This window comes from Micromonospora sp. BL1, from assembly GCF_003667485.1.
Lineage (GTDB): Bacteria > Actinomycetota > Actinomycetes > Mycobacteriales > Micromonosporaceae > Micromonospora > Micromonospora tulbaghiae.
Genome location: NZ_RCVK01000216.1, coordinates 23,232 through 40,032, shown reverse-complemented (window position 1 = coordinate 40,032; position 16,801 = coordinate 23,232). Strand labels below are relative to the sequence as shown.

Annotated in this window: 14 protein-coding genes; 8 read left to right on the top strand and 6 right to left on the bottom strand. The window is 73.5% G+C overall.

Annotated elements, in window-relative coordinates; all coding sequences use genetic code 11:
- Positions 1 to 224 precede the first annotated feature (224 nt).
- The 3 genes from EAD96_RS12310 to deoC are packed head-to-tail and all read right to left on the bottom strand — an operon-like array spanning position 225 to position 3,437.
- Positions 225 to 1,049: an aldehyde dehydrogenase family protein gene (locus tag EAD96_RS12310; RefSeq protein WP_121684344.1), complete on the bottom strand. Its 825-nt coding sequence runs from the start codon at positions 1,047 to 1,049 to the stop codon at positions 225 to 227.
- A complete protein-coding gene (locus tag EAD96_RS12305; protein WP_121684343.1) occupies positions 1,042 to 2,472 on the bottom strand; it encodes an aldehyde dehydrogenase family protein in 1,431 nt (476 codons plus the stop codon). Before EAD96_RS12305 ends, EAD96_RS12310 begins: the two co-directional genes overlap by 8 nt.
- A gap of 5 nt (positions 2,473 to 2,477) precedes the next feature.
- Complete coding sequence (deoC, locus tag EAD96_RS12300; protein WP_121684342.1) at positions 2,478 to 3,437, bottom strand: deoxyribose-phosphate aldolase; 960 nt, start codon at positions 3,435 to 3,437, stop codon at positions 2,478 to 2,480.
- Between the two features lie 136 nt (positions 3,438 to 3,573).
- Here deoC and upp point away from each other — a divergent pair, with 136 nt between their 5' ends.
- Together upp and EAD96_RS12290 are read left to right on the top strand one after the other, a co-directional pair.
- A complete protein-coding gene (upp, locus tag EAD96_RS12295) occupies positions 3,574 to 4,206 on the top strand; it encodes a uracil phosphoribosyltransferase (protein ID WP_120571672.1) in 633 nt (210 codons plus the stop codon).
- A 147-nt stretch (positions 4,207 to 4,353) separates the two neighbouring features.
- A complete protein-coding gene (locus EAD96_RS12290; protein WP_120571671.1) occupies positions 4,354 to 5,040 on the top strand; it encodes a GPP34 family phosphoprotein in 687 nt (228 codons plus the stop codon).
- Between the two features lie 55 nt (positions 5,041 to 5,095).
- Here EAD96_RS12290 and EAD96_RS12285 read toward each other — a convergent pair whose 3' ends face one another.
- On the bottom strand, positions 5,096 to 6,760 hold the full coding sequence (locus tag EAD96_RS12285) for a phospho-sugar mutase (protein ID WP_121684341.1): 1,665 nt from the start codon (positions 6,758 to 6,760) through the stop codon (positions 5,096 to 5,098).
- A 49-nt stretch (positions 6,761 to 6,809) separates the two neighbouring features.
- Positions 6,810 to 8,828 (bottom strand): serine/threonine-protein kinase, encoded by a 2,019-nt coding sequence (locus tag EAD96_RS12280; RefSeq protein ID WP_120571669.1) that lies wholly within the window; start codon positions 8,826 to 8,828, stop codon positions 6,810 to 6,812.
- A 203-nt stretch (positions 8,829 to 9,031) separates the two neighbouring features.
- Between EAD96_RS12280 and EAD96_RS12275 the strand changes: the two genes are divergently transcribed.
- Positions 9,032 to 10,615, top strand: a complete 1,584-nt coding sequence (locus tag EAD96_RS12275) for a methylmalonyl-CoA mutase (protein WP_121684340.1) — start codon at positions 9,032 to 9,034, stop codon at positions 10,613 to 10,615.
- Between the two features lie 471 nt (positions 10,616 to 11,086).
- Positions 11,087 to 12,346: an amidohydrolase gene (locus tag EAD96_RS12270; RefSeq protein ID WP_120571667.1), complete on the top strand. Its 1,260-nt coding sequence runs from the start codon at positions 11,087 to 11,089 to the stop codon at positions 12,344 to 12,346.
- Here the strand turns inward: EAD96_RS12270 and EAD96_RS12265 are convergent.
- Positions 12,303 to 13,298: a DUF4349 domain-containing protein gene (locus tag EAD96_RS12265; RefSeq protein ID WP_121684339.1), complete on the bottom strand. Its 996-nt coding sequence runs from the start codon at positions 13,296 to 13,298 to the stop codon at positions 12,303 to 12,305. The genes EAD96_RS12270 and EAD96_RS12265 overlap by 44 nt on opposite strands.
- A 124-nt stretch (positions 13,299 to 13,422) precedes the next feature.
- On the opposite strand from EAD96_RS12265, the gene EAD96_RS12260 reads away from it, so the two are divergent.
- The 4 genes from EAD96_RS12260 to EAD96_RS12245 are packed head-to-tail and all read left to right on the top strand — an operon-like array spanning position 13,423 to position 16,770.
- Positions 13,423 to 14,052 carry an MBL fold metallo-hydrolase gene (locus tag EAD96_RS12260; RefSeq protein ID WP_121684338.1) on the top strand — a complete coding sequence of 210 codons (630 nt, stop codon included), beginning with the start codon at positions 13,423 to 13,425 and terminating at the stop codon, positions 14,050 to 14,052.
- A gap of 2 nt (positions 14,053 to 14,054) precedes the next feature.
- Positions 14,055 to 14,981, top strand: coding sequence for a hypothetical protein (locus EAD96_RS12255; protein ID WP_121684337.1), 927 nt, complete (start codon positions 14,055 to 14,057; stop codon positions 14,979 to 14,981).
- A 43-nt stretch (positions 14,982 to 15,024) separates the two neighbouring features.
- Positions 15,025 to 15,765: a hypothetical protein gene (locus EAD96_RS12250; protein WP_121684336.1), complete on the top strand. Its 741-nt coding sequence runs from the start codon at positions 15,025 to 15,027 to the stop codon at positions 15,763 to 15,765.
- Positions 15,766 to 15,807: 42 nt separating this feature from the next.
- Positions 15,808 to 16,770 (top strand): GNAT family N-acetyltransferase, encoded by a 963-nt coding sequence (locus tag EAD96_RS12245; protein WP_120573978.1) that lies wholly within the window; start codon positions 15,808 to 15,810, stop codon positions 16,768 to 16,770.
- Positions 16,771 to 16,801: the final 31 nt, after the last annotated feature.

The following is a 16,801-nucleotide window of genomic DNA, read 5'->3' as shown; positions in this document are numbered from 1 at the left end:
GGTGGTGCGGTCCGGGGCGGGTCGATGCAGCCACCTCGGGGTGCTGGTGTTGATCTTGCCCGTCCCAGGCGGGCGCCCTCGGTGAGATCAACACCGGCTCGGCGAGGTGGTGCCGTCCCGGCTGGTCGATGTGGCCACTTCGCGGAGCTGGTGTTGATCTCGGTGGTCGAGGGTGGACGAGGGTGGACGACGGTGGGGACGGGGCCGGACCGGGCTGCCCTCGGTCAGACGCCCTTCGGGTGCCAGACGGTCTTGGTCTCCAGCAGCGTGGTCATCCGGGTGATGCCGGGGTCGGCGTACCAGTCGTGGTCGGCCGGGGCCGGACGCAGCACCCGCTTGAGGTTCTCCGCGGCCTTGATCTCCAGGTCGGCGGCCAGCTCGGCGTCGACGACACCGGTCAGGTCGATCGCGTTGACGTCCATGTGCGCGGCGAGCGTCGGCACGGTCTCGGTCAGCCGGCCGGTGAGGATGTTGACCACCCCGCCGGGCAGGTCGGAGGTCGCGAGCACCTCGGCCAGCGTCACCGCCGCCAGCGGCGCCGCCGGGGAGGCGGCCACCACCACCGTGTTGCCGGTGACGATCGCCGGGGCGATCACGCTCATCAGGCCGAGCAGCGCGGGCTCCTCGGGGGCCACCGCCGCCACCACGCCCGTCGGCTCCGGCGCGGACAGGTTGAAGTACGGGCCGGCCACCGGGTTGGCGCCGCCGTACACCTGGGACAGCTTGTCGGACCAGCCCGCGTACCAGACCCAGCGGTCGATCGCCGCGTCCACCTCGTCGGCCGGGACGCCCAGGGCGACGAACTGCTCGCGCCGGCCCTCCAGCATCTCGGCGACCCGGTAGAGGATCTGACCCCTGTTGTACGCGGTCGCCCCGGCCCAGCCCTTCACCGCGGCGCGGGCGGCCACGACCGCGTCCCGCGCGTCCTTCCGGGAGGCAAGAGACACGTTCGCGGATTGCACGAGATACGACCGTCCCGACTCGCTGCGCGGGAACTTCCCGCCGATGAAGAGCTTGTACGTCTTGCGTACCGCGACCCGCTCAGACATTGAGGTATCCCTCCAGCCCGTGCCGGCCGCCCTCGCGACCGTAGCCCGACTCCTTGTAACCGCCGAACGGTGAGGTCGGGTCGAACTTGTTGAACGTGTTGGCCCACACCACGCCCGCGCGCAGCCGGTCGGCCAGCCACAGGATCCGGGATCCCTTGTCGGTCCAGATCCCGGCCGACAGCCCGTACGGCGTGTTGTTGGCCTTCTCGACGGCCTCCGCCGGGGTGCGGAACGTCAGCACCGACAGCACCGGGCCGAAGATCTCCTCGCGGGCGATCCGGTGCGCCTGGGTGACGCCGGTGAAGATGGTCGGCGCGAACCAGAAGCCGCGCTCGGGCAGCTCGCACGGCGGCGACCAGCGCTCCGCGCCCTCGGCGGACCCGGCGTCGGACAGCTCCCGGATCCGGGCGAGCTGCTCGGCCGAGTTGATCGCGCCGATGTCGGTGTTCTTGTCCAGCGGGTCGCCGACCCGGAGCTGGGCCATCCGGCGCTTGAGCGACTCCAGGACACGGTCGGCGACCGACTCCTGGACCAGCAGCCGGGAACCGGCGCAGCAGACGTGGCCCTGGTTGAAGAAGATGCCGTTGACGATGCCCTCGACGGCCTGGTCGATCGGGGCGTCGTCGAAGACGATGTTCGCGGCCTTGCCGCCCAGCTCCAGCGTGAGCTTCTTGCGGGTGCCGGCGACCGAGCGGGCGATGGCGCGGCCGACCTCGGTGGAGCCGGTGAACGCGACCTTGTCCACGCCCGGGTGCTCGACCAGCGCTCGGCCGGTGTCGCCGGCGCCGGTGACGATGTTCACCACGCCGGCCGGCAGGTCGGCCTGCTGGCAGATCTCGGCGAACAGCAGCGCGGTGAGCGGGGTGGTCTCGGCGGGCTTGAGCACCACCGTGTTGCCGGCGGCAAGCGCCGGGGCGATCTTCCACGCCAGCATGAGCAGCGGGAAGTTCCACGGGATGACCTGCGCGGCCACGCCCAGCGGCTTCGGGTCGGGGCCGAAACCCGCGTGGGGGAGTTTGTCGGCCCAGCCCGCGTAGTAGAAGAAGTGCGCGGCGACCAGCGGCAGGTCGACGTCGCGGGACTCCTTGATCGGCTTGCCGTTGTCCAGCGACTCCAGCACCGCCAGCTCGCGTGAGCGCTCCTGGATGATCCGGGCGATCCGGAACAGGTACTTGGCCCGGTCCCGGCCCGGCATCGGACCCCAGACCTTCTCGTACGCGGTCCGGGCGGCGCGGACCGCGCGGTCCACGTCGTCGGCGTCCGCCTCGGCGATCTCGGCCAGCACCTCCTCGGAGGCCGGGTTCACCGACTTGAAGCTGCCGCCGGAGGCCGGGTCGACGAACGCGCCGTCGACGAAGAGCCCGTACGAGGGCTTGATGTCCACCACCGAGCGGGACTCGGGGGCGGGAGCGTATTCGAACATCGCGTTCAGTCCAGGGTGAAGTAGTCGGGGCCGGCGTAGACGCCGGTCGTCAGCTTGGTGCGCTGCATGAGCAGGTCGTTGAGCAGGCTGGACGCGCCGAACCGGAACCAGTCCGGGCTGAGCCAGTCGGCGCCGACCGTCTCGTTGACCATGACCAGGTACTTGATCGCGTCCTTGGTGGTCTTGATGCCACCGGCCGGCTTCACGCCGACCTGACGCCCGGTGGCGGCGCGGAAGTCGCGGACCGCCTCCAGCATGACCAGCGTCACCGGCAGGGTCGCCGCGACCGGGACCTTGCCGGTGGAGGTCTTGATGAAGTCGCCGCCGGCCAGCATGGCGAGCCATGATGCGCGCCGCACGTTGTCGTACGTGGCCAGCTCGCCGGTCTCCAGGATCACCTTGAGGTGTGCGTCCCCGCACGCCTGCTTGGTGGCGACGATCTCGTCGTAGACCTCGGAGTAGCGCCCGGCCAGGAACGCGCCCCGGTTGATCACCATGTCGATCTCGTCGGCGCCGGCCTCGACCGCCGCCCGCACGTCGGCGAGCTTGATCTCCAGCGGCGCCTGGCCGGACGGGAACGCGGTCGCCACGCTGGCCAGGTGCACGCCGCTGCCGCGCAGCACCTCGGCCACGTACGGAACCATCGACGGGTAGACGCAGACGGCGCCGACGTGCGGGCAGCTCGGGTCGGCCGGGTCGGGGCGCAGCGCCTTGGCGGCCAGCGCCCGCACCTTGCCCGGGGTGTCCGCCCCTTCCAGGGTGGTCAGGTCGACCATCCGGATCGCCAGGTCGATCGCCTCAGCCTTGGCGGTGGTCTTGATGGAGCGGGTGCCGAGTTGCGCCGCCCGCTGCTCCGCGCCGACCTGGTCCACGCCGGGCAGGCCGTGCAGGAAGGTCCGCAGAGCGGTCTCGGATCGTCCCAGCTCGGTGAGGTCCGACCGGGCCGACGTCGTTGTCGCCGTCATGCCCCGAATAGTACGCACCCGCGAGTCGAGTGATCTTGCTCACGATCGACCGGTCGTGAGCGTCATACGTGAGCGGTGTCGCTGGTCGTACCGCACCCGCCCTGCGCCCGGCCGGCGAACGGTAGGTTGAGCGATCGTGGACGTAACCGTCATTGACCATCCGCTCGCCCAGACGCGGCTGACCGCCATGCGGGACGCCCGGACCGACTCGTCGTCGTTCCGGGCCGCGCTGCGCGAACTCACCACCATGCTGGTGTACGAGGCCGCGCGCTCCTTCCCGGTCGAGAAGTACTCGATCCAGACCCCGGTCACCGCCACCGAGGGCAGCCGGCTGGCGAACCCGCCGCTGCTGGTGCCGGTGCTGCGGGCCGGTCTCGGCATGGCCGACGCCGCGCTCGGCCTGCTGCCCGAGTCGTCGATGGGCTTCGTCGGCCTGGCCCGCGACGAGGAGACGTACGAGCCTCGCGCGTACATGGAGTCGCTGCCGCGTGACCTCGCCGGCCTGCCGGTGCTGGTGCTCGACCCGATGCTCGCCACCGGCGGCTCGCTGGAGCACTGCTGCCGGCTGCTCGCCGACCGCGGCTGCACCGACATCACGGTGCTGTGCGTGCTGGCCGCCCCGGTCGGCATCGAGCGGCTGGAGCGCTCCGGCCTGCCGCTGCGCCTGGTCACCGCCTCGATCGACGAGGGCCTGAACGACTCGAAGTTCATCGTCCCCGGCCTGGGTGACGCGGGCGACCGCCAGTTCGGCGGCATGCCCCGCTTCTGACCCGGCCGTCCGGGAAGCCGGTTCGACCCCGCGACCCCGGATCCGGCGAGGGCTCCTTCCCGCGTGGAAGGGGCCCTCTCGGCGTGAATCGGGCGGCCCCGGCGAGTTGATGCGCGGGGGTGCGGGGAGGCGCTAGCGTTCCGGGCCATGACTGGTGTTGCGCTCGCCGAGGAGCTGCTGCTCCTCGCGTATGACGACGAAACCGGCAAGGCCACCATGCCGCGGATCAGCCTCGACCTGGGCATGGCCGCCGCCGTGCTGGTCGAGCTGGCCCTGGCCGGACGGGTCGCGTACGCGGACGGGAACCTGGCGGTGGTCGACCCGGCCCCGACCGGCGAGCCGATCGCGGACGCCGTCCTCGCCAAGATCGCCGCGGACACCCCGCACACGCCGTCGTCGTGGGTGCAGCGGCTGCGGCACGGGCTGCGCGACCGGATCCTCTCCGACCTCTGCGGCCGGGGCGTGGTGCGGGACGTGGACGAGACCGAGCTGGGCTTCATCCACGTGCACCGCTACCCGGTGGCCGACGCCTCGGTCGAGGCGGACATCCGGCAGCGGCTGGCCGACGCGCTGACCAGCGGACAGCTCCCGGACGAGCGGACCGCCGCGCTGGCCACGCTCGTCGCGGTGCTGCGGATGGAACCCGCGCTGGGGCTGACCGGCCCGGCCGCCGAGGACGCCGGCCGGCGCCTGGAGGAGATCGCCGCCGGCGCCGGGTTCTCCGGCACCGTCAGCCTGGACGACAGCGTGGTTCGCCCGTCGATCAGCCTGGTCATCGCCGCGCTGGGCCAGGCCGTGGACGCCGCCCTCGGCAAGCGGCCCGCCGCGAGCTGAGGCCGTTGACCGGTGCGTCCGTCGCCGCCGGAGCGACGACGGACGCACCGGGCCGTCAGAGCCCCAGGGCGGCGGCGATCTCGTTGCGCAGCTCGGCCACGGCGGCCCGCGCGCGCTGCCGGGCCGCGGGCACGTCGCCGCCGCCCACCGGCTCCACCACCTCCAGGTACGCCTTGAGCTTCGGCTCGGTGCCGGACGGCCGGATCACCACCCGGGCCGCGCCGGTGCGCAGGATCACCACGTCCGCGTCGGGCAGCAGGTCGGACGCCTCGGTCACCGGCTGCCCGAGCAGCGCGGTCGGGGTGGCCGCCCGGATCCGGGCCATCGAGTCCGCGATCACCCGCAGGTCCTCCACCCGGACCGAGAGCTGCTCGGTGTGGTGCACGCCGAACTCGGCGGCGAGCTCGTCCAGCCGGTCGAGGAGCGTACGGCCCTCGGCCTTGAGACCAGCGGCCAGCTCGGCGACAGTCAGCGCCGCGGTGATGCCGTCCTTGTCGCGGACGTGACCCGGCGCGACGCAGTAGCCCAGCGCCTCCTCGTAGCCGTACACCAGCGGCTCCCGGCCCCCGCCGGCCCGGACGATCCACTTGAACCCGGTGAGCGTCTCGTCGTAGGGCAGGCCCCGGGCCGCCGCCATGGCCCGCAGCAGCGCCGAGGACACGATCGTGGTGGCGTACAGGCCGGTCACCCCGCGCCGCATCAGGTGGTCGGCCAGCAGCGCGCCCACCTCGTCGCCGCGCAGCATCCGCCAGGATCCGGCGTCGCGTACGGCCACCGCGCAGCGGTCCGCGTCCGGGTCGTTGGCGATGGCCAGGTCCGCGCCGGTGCGGTCGGCGAGCGCGACCAGCAGGTCCACCGCGCCCGGCTCCTCCGGGTTGGGGAAGCTGACGGTCGGGAACGCCGGGTCCGGCTCGGCCTGCTCGGGCACCACGCCGGGAACGCCGAAACCGGCGCGCGCGAACGCGGCGGTCAGCACCGCGGCGCCCACCCCGTGCAGCGGCGTGTACGCCACCTTCAGGTCCCGTGGTCCGGCCGGGTCCACCACGGCGGCGGCCTGCTCGACGTACGCGGTCACCAGATCGTCGCCGAGCACCTGACCGGCCGGGCCGAGCGGTACCGCCGCGAGCGGGCCGACCGCCCGGATGGCCGTCTCGATCCCGGCGTCGGCGGGCGGCACGATCTGCGCGCCCGCGCCCAGCTCACCGCCGAGCTGCGCGCCCAGGTAGACCTTGTAGCCGTTGTCCTGCGGCGGGTTGTGGCTGGCGGTGACCATCACCCCGGCGACCGCGCCGAGCTGCCGGACCGCGAACGCCAGCACGGGCGTGGGCAGCGGCCGGGGCAGCAGCAGCGCCTGTCGGCCCGCACCGGTGGCCACCTGCGCGGTGCGCTCGGCGAACGCACGGGATCCGCGCCGGGCGTCGTACCCGATCACCAGGGGGCCCTCGCCGCCCTGGGCGGCGAGCCAGCCGACCAGCCCGGCGGCGGCCTGGGTGACCACGGCGAGGTTCATGCCGTTGGGCCCGGCCCGCAGCGGGCCGCGCAGCCCGGCGGTGCCGAAGGTCAGCGGGCCGGCGAACCGGTCGGCCAGGTCGGCCGCCGTGCCGGGCAGCCCGTCGAGAACCGCGCGCAGCTCGACGCGGTCGTCCGGGTCCGGGTCGTCGGCGAGCCAGCGCTCGGCGCGTACGCGAAGGTCGTCAAGGTCAGTGGTTTCCGCCGCCATTGCCTCATGAAAGCACGGCGGCGGATCACCACTGGCCGTCGGCCTCGACTCAGTTGGCCGCCGTGAGCTGGAACGAGTCGACCATCGCGTCGAAGATCGGCTTGCTCTCGGCGAATCGTGCGTCGGTCGTGGAGAGGTAGAACGAGTAGACCTTGCCGTCCTTGACCAGGCCCCGCCAGATGCCGTGCCGCATGGCCTCGCCCTCGCCGCAGGTGTATTCGAGCTGGCCCGCGGTCTGGCCGGCGAGTGGCTGCTCGGAGACTGACAACTCGGTGTAGGGGGCCGGGCAGGTCTTGCTGTTCGCGGTCTTGCTCTTCAGGTTCCGCGAGGCGAACTCGGCCCAGCTGATCGAGGTGCCGCCCCACTTCTCGGCGATGACCCGCACCTTGCGGCCCTCGTCGTCCGGGTCGACGTAGTCGACGTAGAGGCCGCCGGTCTGCTGCTGCCAGCCCTTCGGGACCTGGATGGTGACGCCCTTGACGGTCCGCTCCTGCATCTCCGGCGCGGCCGCCGCCGAGGTGGTGGGCAGCGTGCCCACGATCGGCGGTGGAGCGTCGTCGCCGCCGCTGGTCAGCGCGATCACGCTCACCAGCAGCACCACGGCGAGGCCACCGGCGGCGGCGAGCTGGACCTTGCGCGGCCACGCCTTCACCCGGCCGAGCAGGCCCTTGGCGCTGCCGAGCGCGCCGCCACCACCGGCGGCGGCCGGCGCGGTGGCCGGGGTGGTCCACGCCTGGCCGGTGCCGGGCACCGACCACTGGTTGCCGCCGCCGTACACCGGCTGGGTGGCGTCGACGGTACGGCCGTAAGCGGTGGGCACCGCCTGGGTCGCGTCCGCTCCGGCGCCCTGGCCGAGCCGGACCGTGGCGTCCGGCGAGATGCGCTGGGTGGCCTCCGGCGTGCCCGGCCCGGACATCGCGCCGGTCGGGGTGTGCAGCGGGCCGGCCAGCGCGTCGGCGCTGGTCTCGTCGAGCGCGGCGGCTCCCGCAGTGGCCTTCTCGGCCTGGGGCCGCTCGCCGCGGCGCAGCGCGGCGAGCCGGTCGGTGAGCGACTCGTCGGGGCCGATCATCGCCCGGCCGCCGATCTGCCCGCTCGGCTTCGGCTCCGCCGCGATCGCCGGCGGCGTGGTCGGGCGCGGCACCGGCACCACCGCGTACGGGTCGGTGACCGAGTTGACGGCGGTGGCGGTGCTGGTCAGCGGACCGGCGAGCAGCTCGCGCAGGTTGGCCCGGGCCCGGTGCACGTCCATCCGGCGGGCCGGGTCCTTCTCCAGCAGCCCCATCAGCACGCCGGTCAGCGGGCCGCTGCGCTGCGGCGTGGCGGGCGGGTCCTCGACCACGGCGTGCATGGTCTCGATCGGGTCGCCCTTGTCGAACGGGGGCCGGCCCTCGACCGCCGTGTAGAGCGTCACGCCGAGCGAGAACAGGTCGCTCGGCGGCCCGAACTCCTGGCCCATGGCCCGCTCGGGCGAGATGAAGTGCGGCGAGCCGAGCACCATGCCGGGCGTGGTGAGCTGCACGTCGGTGGGCATCCGGGCGACGCCGAAGTCGGTCAGCACGCAGCGGCCGTCGGTGCAGATCAGCACGTTGGCCGGCTTGACGTCGCGGTGCAGCACGCCGATCGCGTGCGCCACCTCCAGCGCGCCGAGCAGCGCGATCCCGATCTTGGCGACGGCGCGCGGCGCGACCGGCCCGTCCTCGATCACCATGTCGGCCAGGCTGCGGGCGTCCAGCAGCTCCATCACGATCCACGGGCGGCCACCCTCGGTGACCACGTCGTAGACCTGCACCACTGCCGGGTGCTGGATCGCGGCGGCGGCACGGGCCTCCCGCAGCGTCCGTTCGTAGAGCGCGTCCCGGTCGCTCGGGGCGAGCCCCGGCGGGAGGACGACCTCCTTGACCGCCACATCACGGCGCAGCAACGTGTCTGTGGCCCGCCAGACCGTGCCCATGCCTCCGTTGCCCACGGGGGAGCGCAGCGAGTAGCGACCACCGATGGTGGTGCCGGGCGCCGCGCGTCCAGTGGGGGGACTGGCCGGTCCGCCGCTCCACGTCGGAATCTGAGTCACAGAAAAGCCACCGGGGGATATCGAGGGGGCTGGGACACAACCCCTCTATCTTGCTGGTTCCGACGCCCGATGCGAAACCCGACGCGGCGGGCGTTTACCTACTCGACGGTATGTGGTCGGCCGCTCACCTCCGGTGGGTCGCCGCCGGGAGGTGTGCGGTATCCCTCACCCACCTGGCGGTCTGCGCGTCCTACCATCCGGTAATGAGCGATGCGCGGTCAAGCGAGTCGGGTTTCCCGATCCAGGGCGTCTACACGGCGGCAGACCTTCCGGCGGACCTGGACGCCCGGCTGGGCGAGCCGGGCGAGTTCCCGTACACCCGCGGGGTCTACCCGACGATGTACACGTCCCGGCCCTGGACCATGCGACAGTACGCCGGGTTCGGCACGGCGACCGAGAGCAACGCGCGCTACCACCAGCTGCTGCGCGCCGGCACCATGGGCCTGTCGGTCGCGTTCGACCTGCCCACCCAGATGGGGTACGACTCGGACGACCCGATCGCGCACGGCGAGGTGGGCAAGGTCGGCGTGGCCATCGACTCCATCGAGGACATGCGCACGCTGTTCGGCGGCATTCCGCTGGACAAGGTCTCCACCTCGATGACCATCAACGCGCCCGGCTCGGTGCTGCTGCTGCTCTACCAGCTCGTGGCCGAGGAGAACGGCGTGCCCGGGGCGGCACTCAACGGCACGATCCAGAACGACATCCTCAAGGAGTACATCGCCCGGGGGACGTACATCTTCCCGCCGAAGCCCTCGCTGCGGCTGGTCGCGGACACCTTCGCCTACTGCCGGGCCGAGGTGCCGAAGTGGAACACCATCTCCATCTCCGGCTACCACATGGCCGAGGCCGGTGCCTCGCCCGCGCAGGAGGTCGCGTTCACGCTCGCCAACGGCGTGGAGTACGTCCGCGCGGCGCTCGCCGCCGGGCTGGCCGTGGACGACTTCGCGCCCCGCCTGTCGTTCTTCTTCGTGGCCCGCACCACGCTGCTGGAGGAGGTCGCGAAGTTCCGCGCGGCCCGGCGGATCTGGGCCCGGCTGATGCGCGACGAGTTCGGCGCGAAGAACCCGAAGTCGATGATGCTGCGGTTCCACACCCAGACCGCGGGCGTGCAGCTCACCGCCCAGCAGCCGGAGGTGAACCTGGTCCGGGTGGCGGTGCAGGGCCTCGGCGCGGTGCTCGGCGGCACCCAGTCGCTGCACACGAACAGCTTCGACGAGGCCATCGCGCTGCCCACCGAGAAGGCGGCCCGGCTGGCGCTGCGGACCCAGCAGGTGCTGGCGTACGAGACGGACCTGACCGCCACCGTCGACCCGTTCGCCGGGTCGTACGTCGTGGAGGCGATGACCGCCGAGGTGGAGGCGGCCGCCACCGAGCTGATGGACCGGGTCTTCGACCACGGTTCGGCGGTGGACGCGATCGAGGCCGGGTTCCAGAAGCGGGAGATCGAGCAGTCCGCGTACCGGATCGCCCAGGAGATCGACTCGGGCGAGCGGGTGGTGGTCGGACTCAACCGGTTCCAGATCGACGAGGAGGAGCCGTACGAGCCGCTGCGGGTGGACCCGTCGATCGAGGCGGCGCAGGGCGAGCGGCTGGCCCGGCTGCGTGCCGAGCGGGACTCGGGCGCGGTCGAGCGGGCCCTGGCCGAGCTGCGTGCCGCCGCCGAGGGGGACACCAACGTGCTCTACCCGATGAAGGAGGCGCTGCGCGCCCGCGCCACGGTCGGCGAGGTCTGCGGAACGCTGCGCGAGGTGTGGGGGATCTACCGGCCCAGCGACCGGTTCTGATTCGTCCGGCGGCGGCCCCGCCGCGCACCCTGAGTGCGCGGCGCGGGCCGCCTTCGCGTGTGCGATTCGGCGATTCGGGTAACCGGAACGGGTGAACGGGACGGACAGCGTGTGCGGTCGGCGGTCGGGCGCTCGTGTCACCGTCGGGAGTCTTCCGGCAGCCGACAGTTGTCGTGCAATTGTCGGAGCGGCAGTTAATTGCCGCGACTAATGCGACAATTCGGAACGACGGGTCGGTATTTGTGGCCGTTGAAACGGTTACGCGTTGTAGGAGGTGGGAGGCGGATGACGGCGTTCGACCGCGATCTACCTGCTGTCCCGCAGATATTCGAGCCCTCTCACCAGGGCATTCGTGACGCTGCGCGGTCCGACCGCTACGCGAAAGATGTTGCGCAGCGTCACCGTCGGAGGTCTAGGCTGTCTGCTGTCCGACCCGAAGATCCATCCACTTCTAGTGATCGAGAATTCGACGTGACGAGTGCGTTGACGCTGCCTTCCGGCGGCCTGCTGTCGTCGTCCCGGCCCGAGGCGCCGACCGGTTACCAGCCCCTGCCCTTCGAGCTCGACCATCTGCTCGCGCTGCGCGTACCCGGCCTCATCGCCACCCGCCGTCACATCCACTCCCACCCGGAGCTGTCCGGCGAGGAGTTCGAGACGGCCGCCCTGGTACACCGCGAACTGTCCCTCGCCGGGCTGAAGCCGCGCCTGCTGCCCAAGGGCAACGGCGTCATCTGCGACATCGACGGCCGCCCGGACGGCCCGGTGATCGCGCTCCGCGCCGACATCGACGCGCTGCCGCTGAGCGACCCGAAGGACGTGCCGTACCGCTCGACGGTGGAGGGCGTCTGCCACGCCTGCGGCCACGACGTGCACACGTCGGTGATGCTCGGCGTCGGCATGCTGCTCGCCCAGCTCGCCGACACGGGCCGGCTCGACGGCCGGGTCCGGCTGATCTTCCAGCCCGCCGAGGAGATCCTGCCCTGCGGCTCGCTGGAGGTCATCGAGGCCGGCGGCCTGGACGACGTGGTGCAGATCTTCGCGCTGCACTGCGACCCGAACCTGCCGGTGGGCAAGGTCGGCCTGCGGGTCGGCCCGATCACCGCCGCCGCCGACAACGTCACCGTCCGGCTCACCGGGCCGGGCGGGCACACCGCCCGCCCGCACCTGACCGTCGACCTGGTGGACGCGCTCGGCCGCCTGGTCACCGAGGTGCCGACGCTGATCAGCCGCCGGGTGCCGGCCAACAGCGGGCTGCTGCTGGTGTTCGGCCACGCGTCGGCCGGCACCCGTTACAACGTCATCCCGTCCGAGGCGTGCGCGGCCGGCACCCTGCGGGTGATGGACCGCGACACCTGGGACCAGGCACCCAAGATCGTGGCTCAGGTGGTGCGGGACGTGCTCGCCCCCACCGGCGCCACGGTCGACCTGGAATACCTGCGTGGCCGGCCCCCGGTGACCAATGACGCCGGTGCCATCGGTGTGCTCACCGCGGCCACCGCCGCGGCGCTCGGCCCCGACGGCATCGCCGAGACGCCGCAGAGCATGGGCGGCGAGGACTTCTCCTGGTACCTGGAGCACGTGCCGGGCGCGCTCGCCCGCCTCGGCGTCGGCCGCAGCGGGCCCAACGTGGACCTGCACCGGGCCTCGTTCGACGTGGACGAGCGCGCCATCGAGGCGGGCGTACGCCTCATGGTCCAGACCGCGCTGCGGGCACTGGCGGCGGCGCGCTGACCGGACCGCCGGGCGGTCCCGGCGGCACCGGTGCCGCCGGGTTCGGCCCGGGCGGCGGCGTCCGCCGGGCCCGCACCCGGCGCCGCCACAGGAGCAGCAACCACAGCGGTACGCCGATCACGACCGCGAAGGGCAGCACCGCGCCGAGCACTGTGAGCAGGACCCGGGCCGAGGCCAGGAACGCCGTCCAGCCACCGCCCAGCCCGGCCAGGAAACCCAGGTCGGCCTCCTCCTCGGCGGTGCTGGCGTCCTGACCGAGGAACGTCACGGTGATGGTGGAGAGCGAGGTCAGGTCCGCCAGCCGGCGCTTGCGGGCCTCCAACGAGGCCAGGTCCGCCTGCCGGGTGCCCACCTCGTTCTCCAGCCGCACCAACTCGTCCACCGAGGTGGCCCGGGCGAGCAGCTTCCGGGCGCTCTCCACCCGCGCCCGCTGGGTGGCGATCCGGGCGTCCAGGTCCACCACCTGCTCGGTGACGTCCTCGGTGCGGATCTCCCGGCGCTCCTGCCGGCCGAGGCCGGCGAGCTGGTCGATCACCGCGCTGAACCGGTCCGCCGGCACGCGCAGTGTCAGCGCCGCCCGCGCCTCGGCGGCCCGGCTCGACCGCCGGTCCGCGCCGACGAACCCGCCGGCCGCTGTCACAGCCGTGGTCGCCTCCCGCGCGGCGGCCTCCACATCGTCCACCCGGACCTGCATGGTCCCGGTGTAGATGATGGACCGCTGGTCGACCCGCAGGTCAGCGCCGCCGGTGCCGCCGGGGGCGGCCTGGTCGCGGTCCGCGCCACCGCCGTCCGCGCCGCCCTCGGCGGCCTGCTCGCGTCCCGCGCCCGAGTCGGCGGCCGGCGCGGCCGAGTCGCTGCCACTGTCGCCGCCCGCCCCGCAGGCGCCCACACCCAGCGCCGCTATCAGACCCACAGCCACCAGGGCCACGCCCCGGAGTCGTCGTCCACCCATTCCCCGTACTCCGATCGTCGACGGCCCCGCCCACCGGGACCGATACCTCGGACGTGACGCGTGGTCGCGCCGGTTCCGGCAGACTGCGCTGAGGACATCACGATTCGATAATCGAGGAGTCACGATGCAGGTCACCAAGTACGCCCACTCCTGTCTCCGGCTGGAGCACGACGGTGCGGTGCTCGTCGTCGACCCGGGTGTCTTCAGCGATCCCGCCGCGCTGGACGGGGCGGACGCGGTGCTGGTCACCCACGAACACCCGGACCATGTGGACGTCGGCGCGCTGACCCGGGCACTGGAGCGGCGGCCGGTGCCGGTGCACGGCCCCGCCTCGCTCGCCGGAGTGCTCGGCGACGCCGCCGAGGCGCTGGTGACGGTCGAGCCCGGACAGTCGTTCACAGTCGCCGGGGTGCCGGTGCGGGCGTACGGCGGGCAGCACGCGGTCATCCACCCGGACATCCCGGTGATCCAGAACATCGGCTACCTCTTCGCCGACGTGGTGTACCACCCGGGTGACGCGTTGTTCGTGCCCGACGACGTGCAGGTGGACACGCTGTTCGCCCCGATCCACGCGCCCTGGTCGAAGTTCTCCGAGGTGGTCGACTTCATCCGCGCGGTCGCGCCGCGCCGGGCGTACGCGCTGCACGACGGGCTGCTCAACGACAACGGCTTCGGCGTGCTGGACCGGCAGTACACGGCGATGTCCAACACCGACTACCGCCGTCTGGAGCCGGGCACCCGGATCGACGCCTGAACATGGCCGAGGTGCCCGCGGAGGTGATCCGGCAGCTCTACGCCACGCCGCCGGACCGGTTCGTCGCGGCCCGGGACGCCGCCGTCGCGCAGGCGCGGCAGTCCGGCGATCCGCGTACCGCCCGGGAGATCGGCAAGCTGCGCCGCCCCACAGTGGCGGCCTGGCTGGTCAACCTGCTGGCGATCCGCCGGCCCGAGCTGGTCGCCGACCTGAGCCAGCTCGCCGAGTCATTGCGCGCCGCGCAGCGCGACCTGCGCGGCGGCAAGCTCCGGGAACTGTCCGCGCAGCGGCGCGCCGTCGTGGGCGCGCTGGTGGCGGAGGTACGCCGGCTCGCCGCCGCCGAACCCGCCGCGCCCCCGGCCGGGAAGCTGCCGCTGGGCGAGGTGGAGGCGACACTCAACGCCGCGCTCTCCGACACCGAGGTGGCCGGACAGGTACGCGCCGGACGCCTGCTGCGGGCCAGCCACTACGCCGGGTTCGGCGAGGTGCCCCGCCCCCAACTGCGGCTCGTGACAGGGGGCGAGGAGGCGCCGGTCGTACCGGATCGGGCGGCCGAGCGGGCCGACGCGCGCCGGGCCCGCGACGAGCGCGCGGCGCGGGCCGAACGGGCCGGGCGGCGGCGGACCGCGACCCGGGAGCTGACCCGGGCCCGCGCGGACCTCGACCGGGCCGAGAAGGAGCTGGCCACGGCCGACGCGGCCGAGCGGGACGGCGCCGCGACGCTGGACCGGATCGAGACCGAACTGGCCGAGTTGGAACGTCGCCGGGCCGTGGCCGAGCAGGATCTGAGCCGGGCCCGGCTGGCCCGCCGGGGCGCGGAACGGGCGGTCACCGCGGCCCGGCGCCGGGCCGGTGAGGTGGAGGCCGTGTTGGAGGCGCTGGACGCCGAAGAGGGGGATGCCGACACCGGTGACCACGCGGCAGACTGAGCGTGATGAATGGCAACGGTGGAGTGACGGCGACGGGCGGCCGATGACCCCGGAACAACTCGCCGCCGCCTGCAAACCGCTCGTGCTCGAACTCGGGGAGGCGTTCGCCCGCTGCCCGTCGACGCTGCGCCGGGCGCGGCTGCTCGGCATCTCCGGGTGGGCCTTCTACATCACCGGGCGGGCCGGGGCGCTCGGTGACGTCCGCGCCGAGACGGTCGCCGCGGCGCTCGGCTTCATCGCGCCGGAAGCGGTCACCGACGGCTGGGACGCCGCCGCGCGGACCGTCCCGCCGCTGGAGGTGGCCGCCGCCAACCTGGCCGAGTGCTGCCGGTGGGGCACCGCCCGGCTGGGCGACGGCGCCGAGTCGTCCCGGCTCGCCGCGCTGATGAGCCGGGCGGTCGACGCGGCGGACGGCAGCGGCATGCCGCTGTTCGCCGCCTGGCGGGCCATGCCGGTGCCCGATCCGTCGCCCGGTGCGCGGGCGGCTGTGGGCATGCTGCTGCTGCGTGAGCACTTCGCCGGGGCGTACCTGCTGGCGGTGCGCGCGGCCGGGCTGACGCCGCTGGAGGCGGTGCTGGCCGGGCCGGAGGGCGAGACGGGCGCGGCCGCGTGCGGCTGGGTGCCCCCGTACCCGCCGGTCGGGCCACTGGTGCGGCGCCGGCTGTGGGCCGAGGCGGTGACCGACCGGCTGGCGTCGGCGGCGTTCCGTGCGTTGAGCACCGCCGAGGGCGCTGAGCTGCTGAGTCTGCTCGGCGCCGCGCGGCAGCGCGCCCGCGGCGGATAAATGGGAGGCGACGCGGCCGGTCCGGCTGCCAGGATCTGGCCCGTGACGCTCCCCGCCGGCTGGTCGGCCCGCCGCCCGACCCTCGACGACGTGCCCGCGATCCTGGCGGTGGTGCACGCCGCCGACACGTTCGCCGTGGGCTATCCCGACTTCGACGACGAGGACGTGCGGTCCGCGCTGACCGCGCCCCACGTCGACCCGGCCCGGGACTCCTGGCTGGTCACCGACCCGGACGGTACGGCGGTCGCCTGGTCGATCCTGGCCAACCCGAGCGGGGTGGGCCGGGAGTGGGTGGACGTCCTCGTCGACCCCGACCGCGGCGCCGACCTGCGCGCGCCGCTGCTGGCCCGGCTGCTGGAGCGGGTCGCCGAACGGGCCGCCGAGCGCGGCCTGCCCGCGCTGACCGCCCGCACCGGCGTGTACGCGCCGGAGACCCGCTGGGCCGGTGAGCTGACCGAGGCCGGGTTCACCCGGATCAAGCGCTACATCCGGATGAGCCGTTCGCTCGCCGGCCTGCCCGCCGAGCCGGCGCCACCGCCCGGGGTGACCGTCCGGCCGCTGCGCGCCGACGACGAGAGCGACATGCGACTGTTCCACCGGATCTACGACACCGCGTTCCGGGACACCCCGGACCACGACCCGCTCGACTTCGAGCAGTGGCGGGACCTGCTGCCGTCGTACGGGAAGGTCTGGGACGAGTGGTTCCTGGCCGAGGTCGACGGCGAGCCGGCCGGTGCGCTCCAGTCCTCAGACCAGGCACTCGACCAGGGCCTGGGGTGGGTGCGGACGCTGTCGGTGCTGCCCGCGTACCGGCGTCGGGGGGTGGGCGCGGCGCTGCTGCGCCGGGCCTTCGCGGTCTACGCGGCGAAGGGCCGCGCCGGGGCCGGGCTCGGCGTCGACCTGGCCAACCCGACCGCGCCGGTCACGCTCTACCGCTCCGTCGGGCTGGTGGAGGAGCGCTGGACCGACATGTACGAGCGGAGTGTGCCCGCCTCGCGGGTGTGACCCGGCACCCCCGTAGCGGGGTCGACGAGCG